This is a genomic window from Pseudomonas sp. CFBP 5748 (assembly GCF_053850495.1).
Window position 1 is genome coordinate 53,225 of the sequence record NZ_JBSPTN010000004.1, and the last position, 15,758, is coordinate 68,982.

Genomic DNA, 15,758 nt, shown 5'->3' on the forward strand with positions numbered 1-15,758 from the left:
CCACATTTGATCGGTGTCGCCAGCCAGTTCGAGGTATTTCCTGCACATCCCCAGCTTGTCAGTTCGCCCCTGCGCCGCCACACTAGCGCCTATGAAAAACGTCAGCCCCACCTACCTCAAGCATCACTTCCTGATCGCCATGCCGCACATGGCCGATCCGAACTTTGCCCATACCTTGACCTACATCGTCGAGCACACGGCCAATGGGGCCATGGGGCTGGTGATCAATCGCCCGCAGGAACTGAACCTGGCGGACATTCTTGAGCAGTTGCGTCCCGACATCGAGCCGCCACTCCTGTGCCAGCATGTGCCGATTTTCATCGGCGGCCCGGTGCAGACCGACCGCGGTTTCGTGCTCCATCCGTCGGGGCCGAGCTACCAGGCCACCGTGGACCTGGACGGCATCTCGCTGTCCACCTCCCAGGACGTGCTGTTCGCCATCGCCGATGGCGTCGGTCCGGCAAAAAGCCTGATCGCCCTCGGCTATGCCGGTTGGGAAGCCGGGCAACTGGAAGCCGAGCTGGCCGATAACGCCTGGCTGACCTGCCCGTTCGACGCCGACATCCTGTTCAACACCAGCAGCGAACTGCGCCTGGAAGCGGCGGCCAGCCGGTTGGGGGTCAACCTCAGCCTGCTCACCAGCCAGGCAGGACACGCCTGATGGCCCTGCGCTTGCTGCTGGGCTTCGACTACGGCACCAAACAGATCGGCGTGGCGGTCGGCCAGGTCATTACCGGCCAGGCCCGCGAGCTGTGCACGCTGAAGGCGCAGAATGGCGTTCCGGACTGGAACCAGGTCGAAGCGCTGATCAAGGAATGGAAGCCCGACGCCGTGGTGGTCGGCCTGCCGCTGAACATGGATGGCACGCCCAGCGACATGTGCCTGCGCGCCGAAAAATTCGCCCGCAGGCTCAATGGCCGCTTCAACTTGCCCTTCTATACCCATGACGAACGCCTGACCACCTTCGAAGCCAAGGGCGAGCGCCTGGTGCGTGGTGGGCAGAAAGGCAGTTACCGCGACAACCCGGTGGACGCCATCGCGGCCGCCCTGCTGCTGCAAGGCTGGCTCGACGCCAACACCGCTCTGTTTGAAACCTGATTTTTTTACAAAGCGCCGCCAAGGCGCTTTCTTTTAGCGATAAGCCGCGCCACTCACCACCGGCCCGGGAACCTGAAGGAGCCAGCATGAGCCTGCCCAATCCTGCCGAACTGATCAGCCAGATGGCGATTCGTCTCACGGCGCACCTGGAACACCGCGGCATCAGCGAACCGCGCTACATCGGTATTCGCACCGGTGGCGTCTGGGTCGCCCAGGCCTTGCTCGATGAACTGGGCAGCCAATCGCCCTTGGGCACCCTGGATGTGTCGTTCTACCGCGACGACTTCAGCCAGAACGGCCTGCACCCGCAAGTGCGCCCTTCGGCCCTGCCGTTCGAGATCGAAGGCCAGCATCTGGTATTGATCGACGACGTGCTGATGAGTGGCCGGACCATCCGCGCCGCCATGAACGAACTGTTCGACTATGGCCGCCCGGCCAGTGTGACCCTGGTGTGCCTGCTGGACCTGGACGCCGGCGAGCTGCCGATTCGCCCGAACGTGGTCGGCGCGACGCTGACGCTGGCGGCCCACGAGCGGGTCAAGCTCTCCGGCCCCTCGCCGCTGCAACTCGAACTGCAAGACCTTGCCCTTTAACTGCCCTTGTAAGAGTCCATCGCGATGACGCCTCTCGAAACCAAGCGCCCGCTGCAGCTCAACGATCAGGGCCAGCTGCGCCACTTCCTGTCCCTCGACGGCCTGCGCCGCGAGCTGCTGACGGAAATCCTCGACACTGCCGACTCGTTCCTCGAAGTCGGCGCCCGGGCGGTGAAGAAAGTCCCGTTGCTGCGCGGCAAGACCGTGTGCAACGTGTTCTTCGAAAACTCCACCCGCACCCGCACCACCTTCGAACTGGCGGCCCAGCGGCTGTCGGCGGACGTGATCACGCTAAACGTGTCCACGTCCTCGGCGAGCAAGGGCGAAACCCTGCTCGACACCTTGCGCAACCTTGAAGCCATGGCCGCCGACATGTTCGTCGTGCGTCACGGTGATTCCGGCGCGGCGCACTTCATTGCCGAACACGTGTGCCCGCAAGTGGCGATCATCAACGGCGGCGACGGCCGTCATGCCCACCCGACCCAGGGCATGCTGGACATGCTGACCATCCGTCGGCACAAGGGCAGCTTCGAAAACCTGTCGGTGGCCATCGTCGGCGACATCCTGCACTCGCGAGTGGCCCGTTCGAACATGCTGGCCCTCAAGACCCTCGGCTGCCCGGACATTCGCGTGATCGCGCCCAAGACCCTGCTGCCCATCGGCGTCGAGCAGTACGGCGTGAAGGTCTACACCGACATGACCGAAGGCCTCAAGGATGTGGACGTGGTGATCATGCTGCGTCTGCAGCGCGAACGCATGACCGGCGGCCTGCTGCCCAGCGAAGGCGAGTTCTACCGCCTGTTCGGCCTGACCACCGCCCGTTTGGCCGGGGCCAAGCCGGACGCCATCGTCATGCACCCGGGGCCGATCAACCGCGGTGTGGAAATCGAATCAGCGGTGGCTGACGGGCCGCACTCGGTGATCCTCAACCAAGTGACCTACGGCATCGCCATCCGCATGGCCGTGCTGTCCATGGCCATGAGCGGGCAAACGGCCCAGCGCCAATTCGACCAGGAGAACGCCCAGTGAAGCTCAGCATTCTCGGCGCACGCGTGATCGATCCAGCCAGTGGCCTGGATCAAGTGACTGATATCCATATCGATGCCTGCAAGATCGTCGCCCTAGGCGCCGCACCGGCCGGTTTCGTCGCGGTCGAGACCCTCGACGCCCAAGGCCTGGTGGCCGCCCCTGGCCTGGTGGACCTGAATGTCGCCCTGCGCGAACCCGGTTACAGCCGCAAAGGCAGCATCGTCAGCGAGACCCGGGCCGCCGCCGCCGGTGGCGTGACCAGCCTGTGCTGTCCGCCGCAGACCAAACCGGTGCTGGACACCTCGGCCGTGGCCGAACTGATCCTCGACCGCGCCCGCGAGGCCGGTAATACCAAGGTCTTCCCCATCGGCGCGCTGAGCAAAGGCCTCGACGGCGAGCAACTGGCAGAACTCATTGCCCTGCGCGACGCCGGCTGCGTGGCGTTCGGCAACGGCCTGAACAGTTTCCGCAACACCCGCACCCTGTGCCGCGCCCTGGAATACGCGGCGACCTTCGACCTGACGGTGATTTTCAACTCTCAGGATCACGACCTGGCCGAAGGCGGCCTGGCCCACGAAGGGCCGACCGCCAGCTTCCTCGGCCTGCCGGGCATTCCGGAAACCGCCGAGACCGTGGCCCTGGCCCGGGACCTGCTGTTGGTAGAGCAAAGCGGCGTGCGCGCGCACTTCAGCCAACTGACCAGTGCCCGCGGCGCGGCGCTGATCGCCCAGGCCCAGGCTCGCGGCCTGCCGGTGACCGCCGATGTGGCGCTGTATCAACTGATCCTGACCGACGAAGCGTTGATCGACTTTAACAGCGTCTATCACGTCCAGCCGCCGCTGCGCACCCGCGCCGACCGCGATGGCTTGCGCGAAGCGCTGAAGTCCGGGGTGATCTCGGCCATCTCCAGCCATCACCAACCCCACGAGCGCGATGCCAAGCTGGCACCGTTTGGCGCCACCGAGCCGGGCATCAGCAGCGTCGAACTGCTGCTGCCGCTGGCCCTGACATTGGTCGAAGACGGCTTGCTCGACCTGCCAACCTTGCTGGCACGCCTGAGCGCCGGCCCGGCCCAGGCGTTGCAATTGCCGGCCGGGAAACTGGCAGTTGGCGCGGCGGCGGATTTGGTGCTGTTCGACCCCGCCGCGTCCACCGTGGCCGGTGAAGCCTGGCGTTCCAAGGGTGACAATTGCCCGTTCCTCGGTCACAGCCTGCCGGGTGTGGTGCGTTACACCCTGATGGATGGGCGGATTACTCACCAGGCCTGATGCCGCGTCGCCTGCTTCGCGAGCAAGCCCGCTCCCACATTGGATCCGCCGTGAACACATGATGTGTGAACACCCCAGATCCAATGTGGGAGCGGGCTTGCTCGCGAATGCAGGCGACTCGGTCTAGCTGACTTAGTGAAAAGCCCCCCGCTTCTGCGCATTACGAATCGAAACCTGATCGTTCAGCGTCCAGAAGTCATACAACACCCCCAGGAAAAACACCCCGCCAGTCAGCAGGTAAAGGATCCCACTGAGCCATTTACCCTGATACATGCGATGCACGCCCAGCACACCGAGAAACGTCAGCAAGATCCACGCAACGGTGTATTCAATAGGGCCAGGGGTAAAACGCAGGTCCGCTTCGCGATCCATGGCCGGAATCAGGAACAGGTCGATCAGCCAGCCGATACCCAACAGGCCGAAGGTGAAGAACCAGATCGTACCGGTGACTGGCTTGCCGTAATAGAAGCGGTGAGCCCCGGTAAAACCGAAAATCCACAGCAAGTAGCCAATGAATTTGCTGTGGGTATCGCGGGTCACGTCCTGCTGATAGCTGTTCATGAATGGCCTCTTTTGCCTCGATAGATAAATTTGTTCAGATTTTTTGTGACTTTTTTGTGTCTCGCCGACAAGCGGTCCTGAGCGGCTTTGAACCAAGGAAACCCCCGTGGGGTCGGGGTTCTGTCGGACAATCGGAGCAATTTGTCGCAATTATGCTGGGTTGGCGCCGGGTTTCGAATCGACAAACGGCCTCAGGAACGCGAAAAAAGCTGTTATAAAGTTGCGCGCTAACCTTTAAGAGCCCTGCCTAATGCGTCCATTTTTCAAGACATGGCTGACCATTTGCCTATTAATGCCACTGGCCGCCCACGCCACCAATCGTGAGCAACGTCTTCCTAACGTCAACGGCTACACCCCCAAATCCCATGTTTCTGCTCCTGCGAGCAAGAACAAGCAAAACGTCCAGCGCTTGAGCACGACTAACAGCAAGCTGGTTCCGCCCATGGCGACCAAAGCGAGCAGCAACGTGCTGAGCCGTGCCGTGAATGTACTCGGCACACCTTATCGTTGGGGCGGCAGTAGCCCAAGTAAAGGTTTCGATTGCAGCGGATTGGTGAAGTACGCCTTCAACGACGCCACATTCGACCTGCCACGCACTTCCAATGCGATGGCCTCCGGTCACGGCGAGAAAGTCGATCGCAAGGACCTCAAGCCCGGCGACCTGATTTTCTTCAAGCTCAAGAGCCGCCGGGTCAACCATGTGGCTATTTACCTGGGCAACGACCGCTTCATCCACGCCCCGCGCCGTGGCAAGTCGGTGAGCATCGACACCTTGAACAAACCGTACTGGAACACCCATTACGTGGTTGCCAAGCGGGTTCTGCCGAAAGAACCGGGTGGGCTGCGGGTGGTTCAGCGCTGATCCGGTATTTGTGTCGCTGCTGGGTGCCTCATCGCGAGCAAGCTCGCTCCCACATTTTATTTGCGGCGAACACAATTTCTGTGGTCACTGAAGATCGAGTGTGGGAGCGAGCTTGCTCGCGATGAGGCCTGCAAAAGCACCACCCTCTAGAAGTTATCCGGCGTACGCGCCCGCTCCCGGGCATGTTCGCGGCTGATCAAGCCTTTGGTCAGCAAATCCTTCAAACACATATCCAGCGTCTGCATCCCCAGCGAGCCGCCGGTCTGGATCGACGAGTACATCTGCGCCACTTTGTCTTCGCGGATCAGGTTCCGGATCGCCGAGGTCCCCAGCATGATTTCATGGGCCGCGATTCGGCCGCCGCCGATCTTCTTGACCAGCGTCTGGGAAATCACCGCCTGCAGCGATTCCGACAACATCGAGCGAACCATGGACTTCTCGTCACCCGGGAACACGTCCACCACCCGGTCGATGGTCTTGGCCGCCGACGTGGTGTGCAGGGTGCCGAACACCAGGTGGCCGGTTTCGGCGGCGGTCAGGGCCAGGCGGATCGTCTCCAGGTCGCGCATCTCCCCCACCAGAATCACGTCCGGGTCTTCCCGCAAGGCCGAGCGCAGGGCCGTGGAGAAGCTTTGGGTGTCGCGGTGCACTTCGCGCTGGTTGATCAGGCATTTGCGCGGTTCGTGAACGAATTCGATGGGGTCTTCGATGGTGAGGATGTGATGGTGCTTGTGGCTGTTCAAGTGGTCGATCATGGCCGCCAGGGTCGTGGACTTGCCTGACCCGGTCGGTCCGGTCACCAACACCAACCCGCGGGGCGCTTCGGTCACTTTGCGAAACACTTCGCCCATCCCCAGGTCTTCCATGGTCAGGACTTTTGACGGGATGGTGCGAAACACCGCCCCGGCACCGCGATTCTGATTGAAGGCGTTGACCCGGAATCGCGCCACGCCCGGCACATCGAAGGAAAAATCGGTTTCCAGAAACTTCTCGTAATCCACCCGTTGCCGGTCGTTCATGATGTCGTAGATCAGCTCATGAACCTGCTTGTGATCCAGCGCCGGCAGGTTGATGCGCCGTACATCGCCATCGACACGGATCATCGGCGGCAACCCGGCGGACAGGTGCAGGTCCGACGCGCCCTGCTTGGCGCTGAACGCCAGTAACTCAGTGATATCCATAGCGCTCCTCAATTCCAGTAGAATGCCGCGAACCTCACCGCTGGCGCTTCTTTATGTCCACGATAGCAGACAACATCGCTCAGGTTAGATCGCGTATCCGCGCTGCGGAGCAGGCCTCCCACCGCGCCGAACACAGCGTCCAGCTGCTGGCCGTGAGCAAGACCAAGCCCGCCCAGGCCCTGCGCGAAGCCTATGCCGCCGGCCTGCGGGACTTTGGCGAGAACTATCTGCAAGAAGCCCTGGGTAAACAGGTCGAACTCACTGACCTGCCCTTGATCTGGCACTTCATCGGCCCCATTCAATCGAACAAGACGCGCGCTATTGCCGAACATTTCGATTGGGTGCATTCCGTGGATCGCTTGAAAGTTGCACAACGCCTGTCCGAGCAACGCCCCGCCGAACTGCCACCGCTGAACATCTGTATCCAGGTCAATGTCAGCGGCGAAGCCAGCAAGTCCGGTTGCACACCCACGGACCTGCCTGCGCTGGCAAACGCCATCAGCGCTCTGCCACGCCTGAAGCTGCGCGGGTTGATGGCGATTCCCGAGCCGACCGATGATCGTGCGGCCCAGGACGCAGCCTTCGCCGCCGTTCAACAGCTGCAAGCCAGCCTGGAGCTGCCATTGGACACACTGTCCATGGGCATGAGCCATGACCTCGAATCAGCTATTGCCCAGGGTGCCACTTGGGTGCGCATCGGTACGGCCCTGTTTGGCGCGCGCGACTATAGCTAAGCCATGCTGACCCCACTCTCTAATCAAGGACCTGTCATGAGCAACACGCGTATTGCCTTCATTGGCGCCGGCAACATGGCCGCCAGCCTGATCGGCGGCCTGCGGGCCAAAGGCCTGGACGCTGCGCAGATCCGCGCCAGCGATCCGGGTGAAGAGACCCGCACCCGGGTGAGCACCGAGCACGGCATCGAAACCTTCGCCGACAACGCCCAGGCCATCGACGGCGTGGATGTCATCGTGCTGGCGGTCAAGCCACAAGCGATGAAAACCGTGTGCGAAGCTCTGCGCCCGAGCCTCAAGCCCCATCAATTGGTGGTGTCGATTGCCGCTGGCATTACTTGCTCCAGCATGAGCAACTGGCTGGGCGAGCAACCGATCGTGCGCTGCATGCCCAACACCCCGGCGCTGCTGCGCCAGGGCGTCAGCGGGCTGTTCGCCACTGCACAGGTAAGCGCCGCACAACGCCAGCAGGCCGAAGAGTTGCTGTCGGCGGTGGGCCTGGCGCTGTGGCTGGAAACCGAGCAACAACTGGACGCCGTCACCGCCGTCTCCGGCTCCGGTCCAGCGTATTTCTTCCTGCTGATCGAAGCCATGACCGCCGCCGGCGAGAAACTCGGCCTGCCGCGGGACATCGCCGCCAAACTGACGTTGCAGACTGCTCTGGGCGCCGCGCACATGGCGGTGTCCAGCGACGTCGACGCGGCAGAGTTGCGCCGCCGCGTGACCTCGCCGGCCGGCACTACCGAAGCGGCTATCAAATCGTTCCAGGCCGGGGGCTTCGAAGCCCTGGTGGAAAAAGCACTCGGCGCCGCCGCGCACCGCTCGGCCGAAATGGCCGAACAACTGGGCCAATAAGGAGCCATTCATGATTGGATTGAATACTGCAGCGGTCTACGTGCTGCAAACCCTCGGCAGCCTGTACCTGCTGATCGTGCTGCTGCGCTTCGTGCTGCAACTGGTACGCGCCAACTTCTACAACCCGCTCTGCCAGTTCATCGTCAAGGCCACCCAGCCGCTGCTCAAGCCGCTGCGCCGGATCATCCCGAGCCTGTTCGGCCTGGACATGTCGTCGCTGGTATTGGCAATCCTCGTGCAACTGGCGCTGATGGCCCTGACCCTGCTGCTGACCTACGGAACCACCGGCAACCCGCTGCAACTGCTGATCTGGTCGCTCATTGGCGTGACCGCGCTGTTCTTGAAGATTTTCTTCTTCGCCCTGATCGTCAGCGTGATCCTGTCCTGGGTCTCGCCGGGCAGCCATAACCCGGGCGCGGAACTGGTGAACCAGATCTGCGAGCCGGCCCTGGCGCCGTTCCGCCGCATCGTGCCGAACCTCGGCGGCCTGGATATCTCGCCGATCCTGGCGTTCATGGTGCTCAAGCTGATCGACATGCTGGTGATCAACAACCTGGCGGCAATGACCATGATGCCGGAAATCCTGCGCCTGCTGATCTGACCCGACACCGGCCTGATCAGTCAGCACCGATCTCTGTGGGAGCAAAGCTTGCTCGCGAAACAGGCACCTCGGTCCCTGAAAGACCGCATCGTCCTCATCGCGGGCAAGCCTTGCTCCCACGGGGTTTGCGCCGGGCGGACAATCAGCGCCGCCCGTTGCTTGCCGCTAGCCACAGCGGTCTTTAGACTTACGCCTCATTTCAACGCGAGCAGGGTCGATGCCAGCTGCCTTTCCCCCCGATTCCGTTGGTCTGGTGACGCCGCAAATGGCGCATTTCAGCGAGCCCCTGGCCCTGGCCTGCGGCCGTTCGTTGCCAGCCTATGACCTGATCTACGAAACCTACGGTACGCTCAATGCCACGGCGAGCAACGCCGTGCTGATTTGCCACGCCTTGTCGGGGCATCACCACGCCGCCGGCTACCACAGCGTCGACGACCGAAAACCCGGCTGGTGGGACAGTTGCATCGGCCCCGGCAAGCCCATCGACACCAACAAGTTCTTCGTGGTCAGCCTGAACAACCTCGGCGGCTGCAACGGGTCCACCGGTCCCAGCAGCCTCAATCCGGACACCGGCAAGCCCTTCGGCGCCGACTTCCCGGTGCTGACGGTCGAAGACTGGGTCCACAGCCAGGCGCGCCTGGCCGATCGCCTCGGTATCGGCCAATGGGCAGCGGTGATCGGCGGCAGCCTGGGCGGCATGCAGGCCCTGCAATGGACCATCACCTACCCGGACCGCGTGCGCCATTGCCTGGCAATCGCCTCGGCGCCCAAGCTGTCGGCGCAGAACATCGCCTTCAACGAAGTGGCGCGCCAAGCGATTCTCACTGACCCCGAATTCCATGGCGGTTCGTTCCAGGAACACGGCGTCATCCCCAAGCGCGGGCTGATGCTGGCGCGGATGGTCGGGCACATCACCTACCTGTCCGACGACTCCATGGGCGAAAAATTCGGCCGTGGCCTCAAGAGCGAAAAGCTCAACTACGACTTCCACAGCGTCGAGTTCCAGGTCGAGAGCTACCTGCGCTATCAGGGCGAAGAGTTCTCCGGGCGTTTCGACGCCAACACCTACCTGCTGATGACCAAGGCACTGGACTACTTCGATCCGGCAGCGAACTTCGACGATAACCTGGCGAAAACCTTCGCCGGCGCCACGGCCAAGTTCTGCGTGATGTCGTTCACCACCGACTGGCGCTTCTCCCCGGCGCGCTCGCGGGAACTGGTGGATGCACTGATGGCCGCGCGCAAGGACGTCTGCTACCTGGAGATCGACGCGCCCCAGGGCCACGACGCCTTTTTGATCCCGATCCCGCGCTACCTGCAGGCGTTCGGCAACTACATGAACCGTATAACCCTGTGAGGACGCCATGAGAGCCGATCTGGACATCATCCAGGAATGGATCCCCGCTGGCAGCCGCGTGCTCGACCTGGGCTGCGGCAACGGCGAACTGCTGACCTGGCTGCGGGACAACAAGCAAGTCACCGGCTACGGCCTGGAGAACGACCCGGACAACATCGCCGAGTGCGTGGCCAAGGGCATCAACGTGATCGAGCAGGACCTGGACAAGGGCCTGGGCAACTTCGCCAGCAACAGCTTCGACGTCGTGGTCATGACACAGGCGCTGCAAGCGGTGCACTACCCGGACAAGATCCTCGACGAAATGCTGCGGGTCGGGCGCCAGTGCATCATCACCTTCCCCAATTTCGGGCATTGGCGTTGCCGCTGGTACCTGGCGAGCAAGGGCCGCATGCCGGTGTCGGATTTCCTGCCCTACACCTGGTACAACACGCCGAACATCCACTTCTGTACCTTCGAGGATTTCGAAGCGCTGTGCCGCGAACGCGAGGCCAAGGTCATTGATCGCCTGGCGGTGGACCAGCAACACCGCCATGGGTGGGCCAGCAAGCTATGGCCTAATCTGTTAGGTGAAATAGGCATCTATCGGGTCAGCAGCCCAGGCCTTGCCGATCACCAGGTCGCGGTATGAAGCCCGGCCGAACCAGGAGCACGACATGAAACGTCTAGCGTTGTTTCTCATCACCGCCTGCCTGAGCGTTGGCGCCATGGCCGCCGATGTCATCAAGGGCGAACGCAAGGAAGTGTTCGGTGACATCACCGTGCACTACAACACCTTCAATTCCACCTTCCTGACGCCGGACATCGCCAAGGCCGCCGAACTGATCCGCAGCAAGGAACAGGGCGTGATCAACGTCTCGGTACTCAAGGACGGCAAACCGTTGATGGCCCAGGTCAGCGGCACGGTCAAAGACCTCACCAGCCAGAGCGTCCCACTGAAATTCAAGCAAGTGACCGAACAAGGCGCGATCTACTACATCGCCCAGTACCCGGTACCCCAGCAGGAAACCCGGACCTTCGAGATCAAAGTGCAAGTGGGCGACAAGCTCAACACCATCAACTTCAACCAGGAACTGTTCCCGGGCCAATGATCAACTTTACCCAACTCGTATTGGCCAGCCACAACGCCGGCAAGCTCAAAGAACTCCAGGCCATGCTCGGCGGCTCGGTGCAGCTGCGTTCGATTGGTGAGTTCAGCCAGGTGGAACCGGAAGAGACCGGCCTGTCGTTCGTCGAGAACGCCATTCTCAAGGCCCGCAATGCCGCGCGCATCTCCGGCCTGCCGGCGCTGGCCGACGATTCCGGGCTGGCGGTGGATTTTCTCGGCGGCGCGCCGGGCATCTATTCGGCCCGCTACGCGGACGGCAAAGGCGACGCAGCGAACAACACCAAGCTGCTCGAAGCCCTCAAGGACGTGCCGGAAGCCGAGCGCGGCGCGCAGTTCGTTTGCGTCCTGGCCCTGGTCCGTCATGCCGACGATCCGCTGCCGATCCTCTGCGAAGGCTTGTGGCACGGGCGTATTCTCACCGAGGCCAGCGGCGAGCACGGTTTCGGCTATGACCCGCTGTTCTGGGTGCCGGAGCGCAACTGCTCCAGTGCCGAGCTGGGCCCGGTGGAAAAAAACCAGCTGAGCCACCGCGCCCGCGCCATGGTGCTGCTGCGTCAACGCCTGGGCCTGCAATGATCGATGAGTCCCCCGCACCTCTGATTCATGGCGGTGCGCAAACCCCTCGGGCGCCACTACCGGTGCTGCCGCCCCTGGCGTTGTACATCCACATCCCGTGGTGCGTGCGCAAATGCCCGTATTGCGATTTCAACTCCCACACCGCCAGCCCGCAGTTGCCGGAAGAGGAATACGTCGACGCCTTGCTCGCCGACCTCGACCAGGACCTGCACGCCGTGTATGGCCGGGAGCTGAGCTCGATCTTTTTCGGCGGCGGCACACCCAGCCTGTTCAGCGCCCAGGCTCTGGGCCGACTGCTCAAGGGCGTCGAGGGGCGCGTACCGTTCGCCCATGACATCGAAATCACCCTGGAAGCCAACCCCGGCACCTTCGAGCAAGAAAAGTTCGTCGCTTACCGGGCCCTGGGCATCAATCGCCTGTCCATCGGCATCCAAAGCTTCCAGCAGGCCAAGCTCCAAGCCCTGGGCCGAATCCATAATGGTGACGAGGCGGTGCGCGCCGCCGGTATGGCCCGTCAGGCCGGGTTCGATAACTTTAACCTGGACCTGATGCATGGCCTACCCGACCAGTCCCTCGACGACGCCTTGAGCGATCTGCGCCAAGCCATCGCCTTGAAGCCGACCCACCTGTCCTGGTACCAGCTGACGCTGGAGCCGAACACGGTGTTCTGGAACCAGCCGCCGACATTGCCGGAAGACGACACGCTGTGGGACATCCAGGAAGCCGGGCAAGCGTTGCTGGCCGAGCATGGCTACGCCCAATACGAAGTTTCGGCCTATGCCCAACCCGGGCGACCGGCGCGGCATAACCTCAATTACTGGAGTTTCGGCGACTTCATCGGCATCGGTGCCGGCGCCCACGGCAAGCTCAGCCATCCCGACGGGCGCATCGTACGCACCTGGAAGACTCGCCTGCCCAAGGACTACCTCAACCCGGCCAAACGTTTCCTGGCTGGCGAGAAAACCCTGGCCAATGAAGAGCTGCCTTTTGAGTTTTTGATGAATGCCCTGCGCCTGACTGAAGGCGTGGAAGCGCGGCTGTACCCGGAGCGCACGGGGCTGCCCCTGCAAAGCCTGGCCGAAGGCCGGCGCGAGGCCGAACAAAGCGGCTTGTTGCAGGTCGAACCGTCACGTCTGGCGGCCACCGAGCGTGGACAGCTGTTTCTCAACGACTTGCTGCAGAAATTTTTGAGCTAATTACCCAAACAAGGAAATCGAATGGATCTGGTACTCGACCTGCTCGCCACCGTGTCCCGCTGGAGCCGCAGCAACCTGTCGGAAATCTCCCTGGCATTGGTGGGCTGCCTGCTGGTGCTGTTTGGCGCCGACATCAAGGGCTGGGTCGAACAACGCCTGGGCAGCATCGCCGGCGCCCTGCGCGTTCCGTTGATCGCCCTGCTGTGCATGATCGGCAGCGGCGCGGCCCTGATCTACGCCACGCCGTGGGTCGTTCGGGGCTTGAGCCAGTTCAACAACTACAGCCTGGCGCCAGTGCTGTTGGTGGTGCTGGTGTTGATTGGTGTGGTGGCGGATCGGCGCTGATCCCACAGACACCACAAAACAAATGTGGGAGCAAAGCTTGCTCGCGATGTAGGCAACTCGGGGTTGAAGTTGGTACCGAGGTGCTGCTATCGCGGGCAAGCCTTGCTCCCACAGTTTTTACCGCGTGATGCTTACGCCACCTTCTCGAACTTCAAATCCCAAACCCCATGCCCAAGCCGTTCGCCACGGCGTTCGAACTTGGTGATCGGCCGTTCGGCCGGGCGTGGTACGCACTTGCCGTCTTCAGCCAGGTTGCGATAGCCCGGGGCGACGTTCATCACTTCCAGCATGTATTCGGCGTAGGGCTCCCAGTCGGTGGCCATGTGCAGCACACCACCGACCTTCAACTTGCTGCGCACCAGTTCAGCGAACGACGCCTGGACGATACGGCGCTTGTGGTGGCGGCTTTTGTGCCATGGGTCCGGGAAGAACAGCATCAACCGGTCGAGGCTGTTGTCGGCCACGCAGCGGTTGAGCACTTCGATAGCGTCGCAATCGTAGACCCGCAGGTTGGTCAGCCCTTGGGTCAGCACGCCATTGAGCAGCGCACCGACGCCTGGACGGTGGACTTCCACGCCGATGAAATCCTGCTCCGGCGCGGCGGCGGCCATTTCCAGCAGCGAATGGCCCATGCCGAAGCCGATTTCCAGCGAGCGCGGAGCCGAGCGGCCGAACACCTGGTCAAAATCCACCGGCGCATCGGCCAGGGGCAGCACGAACAGCGGCGTGCCCTGGTCCAGGCCGCGTTGCTGGCCTTCAGTCATGCGCCCGGCGCGCATCACAAAACTCTTGATGCGCCGGTGTTGGCGCTCTTCGCCTTCTTCCGGCAGGACAGGCGTGTCGTTCGATTCAGTCATCAATGGCTCTTACTTGATCAGACCATCCAGCGGCGAGGAGGCGCTGGCGTAAAGTTTTTTCGGCATGCGCCCGGCGAGGTACGCCAGGCGACCGGCGACAATCGCGTGTTTCATCGCTTCGGCCATCAGGATCGGCTGCTGGGCGTGGGCGATGGCGGAGTTCATCAGCACCGCTTCACAACCCAGCTCCATGGCGATGGTCGCGTCGGAGGCGGTACCGACACCGGCATCCACCAGCACCGGGATCTTGGCTTCTTCGAGGATGATCTGCAGGTTATACGGGTTGCAGATCCCCAGGCCCGTGCCGATCAGGCCGGCCAGCGGCATCACCGCGATGCAGCCGATTTCCGCCAATTGACGGGCGATGATCGGGTCATCGCTGGTGTAGACCATCACGTCGAAGCCTTCCTTGACCAGGGTTTCGGCGGCCTTGAGGGTTTCGATCACGTTGGGAAACAGGGTTTTCTGGTCCGCCAGCACCTCCAGCTTCACCAGATTGTGGCCATCGAGCAGCTCACGGGCCAGGCGGCAGGTGCGCACGGCCTCGATGGCGTCGAAGCAGCCGGCGGTGTTGGGCAGGATGGTGTAGCGATCCGGTGGCAGGATATCCAGCAGGTTCGGTTCGCCCGGGTTCTGGCCGATATTGGTGCGGCGCACGGCGACAGTCACGATTTCGGCGCCCGAGGCTTCGATGGCCAGGCGGGTTTCTTCCATGTCACGGTATTTGCCGGTGCCTACCAGCAAGCGCGACTGGTAGGTACGACCGGCCAGGACGAAGGGCTTGTCGCTACGAACGATGCTCATGGGAAATCCTCTGTTGGGGTGAGGTTCTTGCGAAATACTGTAAAGCCGCAGGGACTAGCCGCCGCCGATGGCGTGGACCACTTCGACGCTGTCGCCGTCGTTCAACGTGGTGTCGGCGTGCTGGCTGCGCGGGACGATATCCAGATTGAGCTCCACCGCGACGCGGCGTCCGGTGAGTTCCAGACGGGTCAGCAGGGCCGCGACGGTTTCACCGTCGGGCAGATCAAGGGGTTCGCCGTTCAACTGAATGCGCATGCCGGATGCCGCCATCATTTTTAGGGGCTGGCATTCTAGCCCGATCAGTCTGGGCGACCCAAGCCATTCGTCATGAAAGGGACCGTCCGGTCAGCCCAGCCGCCAGGCGGCAAGCCCCAGGCACAGCCAGCCGATCAGGAACGCCACGCCGCCAAACGGCGTGATGATGCCCAGCTTGCTGATGCCCGTGAGGGTCAGCAGGTACAGGCTGCCGGAGAACAACAGGATGCCGACCACAAATGAAATCCCGGCCCAGGTGACGATGCGCCCGGGGATGTGCGTGGCCAGCAGCGCGACGCCCAGCAGTGCCAGGGTGTGAACCAGTTGGTAGGTGACACCGGTGTGGAAAATCGCCAGGTAATCGGCGCTCAGGCGGTTTTTCAGGCCGTGGGCGGCGAACGCCCCGAGTGCCACGCCTGTGAAGCCGAAAAAAGCAGCCAGCATCAGAAAGCTACGCAGCATGAGAACTCCAATCAGACTC

Annotated in this window: 21 protein-coding genes; 15 read left to right on the plus strand and 6 right to left on the minus strand. The window is 62.5% G+C overall.

What is annotated here, in order from left to right:
• The first annotated feature begins 91 nt into the window (after positions 1–91).
• From ACWNZ1_RS10230 to ACWNZ1_RS10250, 5 genes are all read left to right on the plus strand, one after another.
• Positions 92–661, plus strand: a complete 570-nt coding sequence (locus tag ACWNZ1_RS10230) for a YqgE/AlgH family protein (protein ID WP_135847617.1) — start codon at positions 92–94, stop codon at positions 659–661.
• Positions 661–1,098, plus strand: a complete 438-nt coding sequence (gene ruvX, locus ACWNZ1_RS10235; protein WP_030137904.1) for a Holliday junction resolvase RuvX — start codon at positions 661–663, stop codon at positions 1,096–1,098. Before ACWNZ1_RS10230 ends, ruvX begins: the two co-directional genes overlap by 1 nt.
• An 86-nt stretch (positions 1,099–1,184) precedes the next feature.
• Entirely contained in the window at positions 1,185–1,691 is a 507-nt protein-coding gene (pyrR, locus tag ACWNZ1_RS10240) for a bifunctional pyr operon transcriptional regulator/uracil phosphoribosyltransferase PyrR (RefSeq protein ID WP_135847618.1), read from the plus strand.
• A 24-nt stretch (positions 1,692–1,715) separates the two neighbouring features.
• The gene (locus ACWNZ1_RS10245) at positions 1,716–2,720 is read left to right on the plus strand and encodes an aspartate carbamoyltransferase catalytic subunit (RefSeq protein WP_003177495.1); all 1,005 of its coding nucleotides are present in this window, start codon (positions 1,716–1,718) and stop codon (positions 2,718–2,720) included.
• Positions 2,717–3,988 (plus strand): dihydroorotase, encoded by a 1,272-nt coding sequence (locus ACWNZ1_RS10250; protein WP_256453880.1) that lies wholly within the window; start codon positions 2,717–2,719, stop codon positions 3,986–3,988. Before ACWNZ1_RS10245 ends, ACWNZ1_RS10250 begins: the two co-directional genes overlap by 4 nt.
• Before the next feature lie 132 nt (positions 3,989–4,120).
• Here ACWNZ1_RS10250 and ACWNZ1_RS10255 read toward each other — a convergent pair whose 3' ends face one another.
• A complete protein-coding gene (locus ACWNZ1_RS10255; protein ID WP_135847620.1) occupies positions 4,121–4,549 on the minus strand; it encodes an NINE protein in 429 nt (142 codons plus the stop codon).
• A 250-nt stretch (positions 4,550–4,799) separates the two neighbouring features.
• On the opposite strand from ACWNZ1_RS10255, the gene ACWNZ1_RS10260 reads away from it, so the two are divergent.
• The gene (locus ACWNZ1_RS10260) at positions 4,800–5,411 is read left to right on the plus strand and encodes a C40 family peptidase (protein ID WP_135847621.1); all 612 of its coding nucleotides are present in this window, start codon (positions 4,800–4,802) and stop codon (positions 5,409–5,411) included.
• Between the two features lie 146 nt (positions 5,412–5,557).
• On the opposite strand, the gene ACWNZ1_RS10265 is transcribed toward ACWNZ1_RS10260, so the two are convergent.
• Entirely contained in the window at positions 5,558–6,592 is a 1,035-nt protein-coding gene (locus ACWNZ1_RS10265; RefSeq protein ID WP_135847622.1) for a type IV pilus twitching motility protein PilT, read from the minus strand.
• A gap of 53 nt (positions 6,593–6,645) precedes the next feature.
• On the opposite strand from ACWNZ1_RS10265, the gene ACWNZ1_RS10270 reads away from it, so the two are divergent.
• The 9 genes from ACWNZ1_RS10270 (at position 6,646) to ACWNZ1_RS10310 (ending at position 13,361) form a co-directional block, all read left to right on the plus strand.
• Positions 6,646–7,326 carry a YggS family pyridoxal phosphate-dependent enzyme gene (locus tag ACWNZ1_RS10270; protein ID WP_256453881.1) on the plus strand — a complete coding sequence of 227 codons (681 nt, stop codon included), beginning with the start codon at positions 6,646–6,648 and terminating at the stop codon, positions 7,324–7,326.
• A gap of 36 nt (positions 7,327–7,362) precedes the next feature.
• Positions 7,363–8,181, plus strand: coding sequence for a pyrroline-5-carboxylate reductase (gene proC / locus ACWNZ1_RS10275; RefSeq protein ID WP_135847624.1), 819 nt, complete (start codon positions 7,363–7,365; stop codon positions 8,179–8,181).
• 10 nt (positions 8,182–8,191) lie between these two features.
• Positions 8,192–8,782, plus strand: a complete 591-nt coding sequence (locus tag ACWNZ1_RS10280; RefSeq protein ID WP_135847625.1) for a YggT family protein — start codon at positions 8,192–8,194, stop codon at positions 8,780–8,782.
• A 217-nt stretch (positions 8,783–8,999) separates the two neighbouring features.
• The gene (gene metX, locus ACWNZ1_RS10285) at positions 9,000–10,139 is read left to right on the plus strand and encodes a homoserine O-succinyltransferase MetX (RefSeq protein WP_135847626.1); all 1,140 of its coding nucleotides are present in this window, start codon (positions 9,000–9,002) and stop codon (positions 10,137–10,139) included.
• Positions 10,140–10,146: 7 nt separating this feature from the next.
• Positions 10,147–10,767, plus strand: a complete 621-nt coding sequence (gene metW, locus ACWNZ1_RS10290; RefSeq protein WP_122567402.1) for a methionine biosynthesis protein MetW — start codon at positions 10,147–10,149, stop codon at positions 10,765–10,767.
• A gap of 25 nt (positions 10,768–10,792) precedes the next feature.
• Positions 10,793–11,227, plus strand: a complete 435-nt coding sequence (locus tag ACWNZ1_RS10295; protein WP_135847627.1) for a DUF4426 domain-containing protein — start codon at positions 10,793–10,795, stop codon at positions 11,225–11,227.
• Positions 11,224–11,820, plus strand: coding sequence for an RdgB/HAM1 family non-canonical purine NTP pyrophosphatase (gene rdgB, locus ACWNZ1_RS10300; RefSeq protein WP_135847628.1), 597 nt, complete (start codon positions 11,224–11,226; stop codon positions 11,818–11,820). Before ACWNZ1_RS10295 ends, rdgB begins: the two co-directional genes overlap by 4 nt.
• Complete coding sequence (gene hemW / locus ACWNZ1_RS10305; protein WP_256453883.1) at positions 11,817–13,016, plus strand: radical SAM family heme chaperone HemW; 1,200 nt, start codon at positions 11,817–11,819, stop codon at positions 13,014–13,016. Before rdgB ends, hemW begins: the two co-directional genes overlap by 4 nt.
• A gap of 21 nt (positions 13,017–13,037) precedes the next feature.
• Positions 13,038–13,361 (plus strand): DUF3392 domain-containing protein, encoded by a 324-nt coding sequence (locus ACWNZ1_RS10310; protein WP_003177482.1) that lies wholly within the window; start codon positions 13,038–13,040, stop codon positions 13,359–13,361.
• 131 nt (positions 13,362–13,492) lie between these two features.
• Here the strand turns inward: ACWNZ1_RS10310 and trmB are convergent, their stop codons facing one another.
• The 4 genes from trmB to ACWNZ1_RS10330 form a co-directional block, all read right to left on the minus strand.
• Positions 13,493–14,218: a tRNA (guanosine(46)-N7)-methyltransferase TrmB gene (trmB, locus tag ACWNZ1_RS10315; protein WP_135847630.1), complete on the minus strand. Its 726-nt coding sequence runs from the start codon at positions 14,216–14,218 to the stop codon at positions 13,493–13,495.
• 9 nt (positions 14,219–14,227) lie between these two features.
• On the minus strand, positions 14,228–15,022 hold the full coding sequence (locus ACWNZ1_RS10320) for a thiazole synthase (RefSeq protein WP_003177480.1): 795 nt from the start codon (positions 15,020–15,022) through the stop codon (positions 14,228–14,230).
• A gap of 54 nt (positions 15,023–15,076) precedes the next feature.
• Complete coding sequence (gene thiS, locus ACWNZ1_RS10325; RefSeq protein ID WP_160893822.1) at positions 15,077–15,277, minus strand: sulfur carrier protein ThiS; 201 nt, start codon at positions 15,275–15,277, stop codon at positions 15,077–15,079.
• Positions 15,278–15,367: 90 nt separating this feature from the next.
• Positions 15,368–15,739: a DUF423 domain-containing protein gene (locus tag ACWNZ1_RS10330; RefSeq protein WP_041023985.1), complete on the minus strand. Its 372-nt coding sequence runs from the start codon at positions 15,737–15,739 to the stop codon at positions 15,368–15,370.
• Between the last annotated feature and the right edge of the window lie 19 nt (positions 15,740–15,758).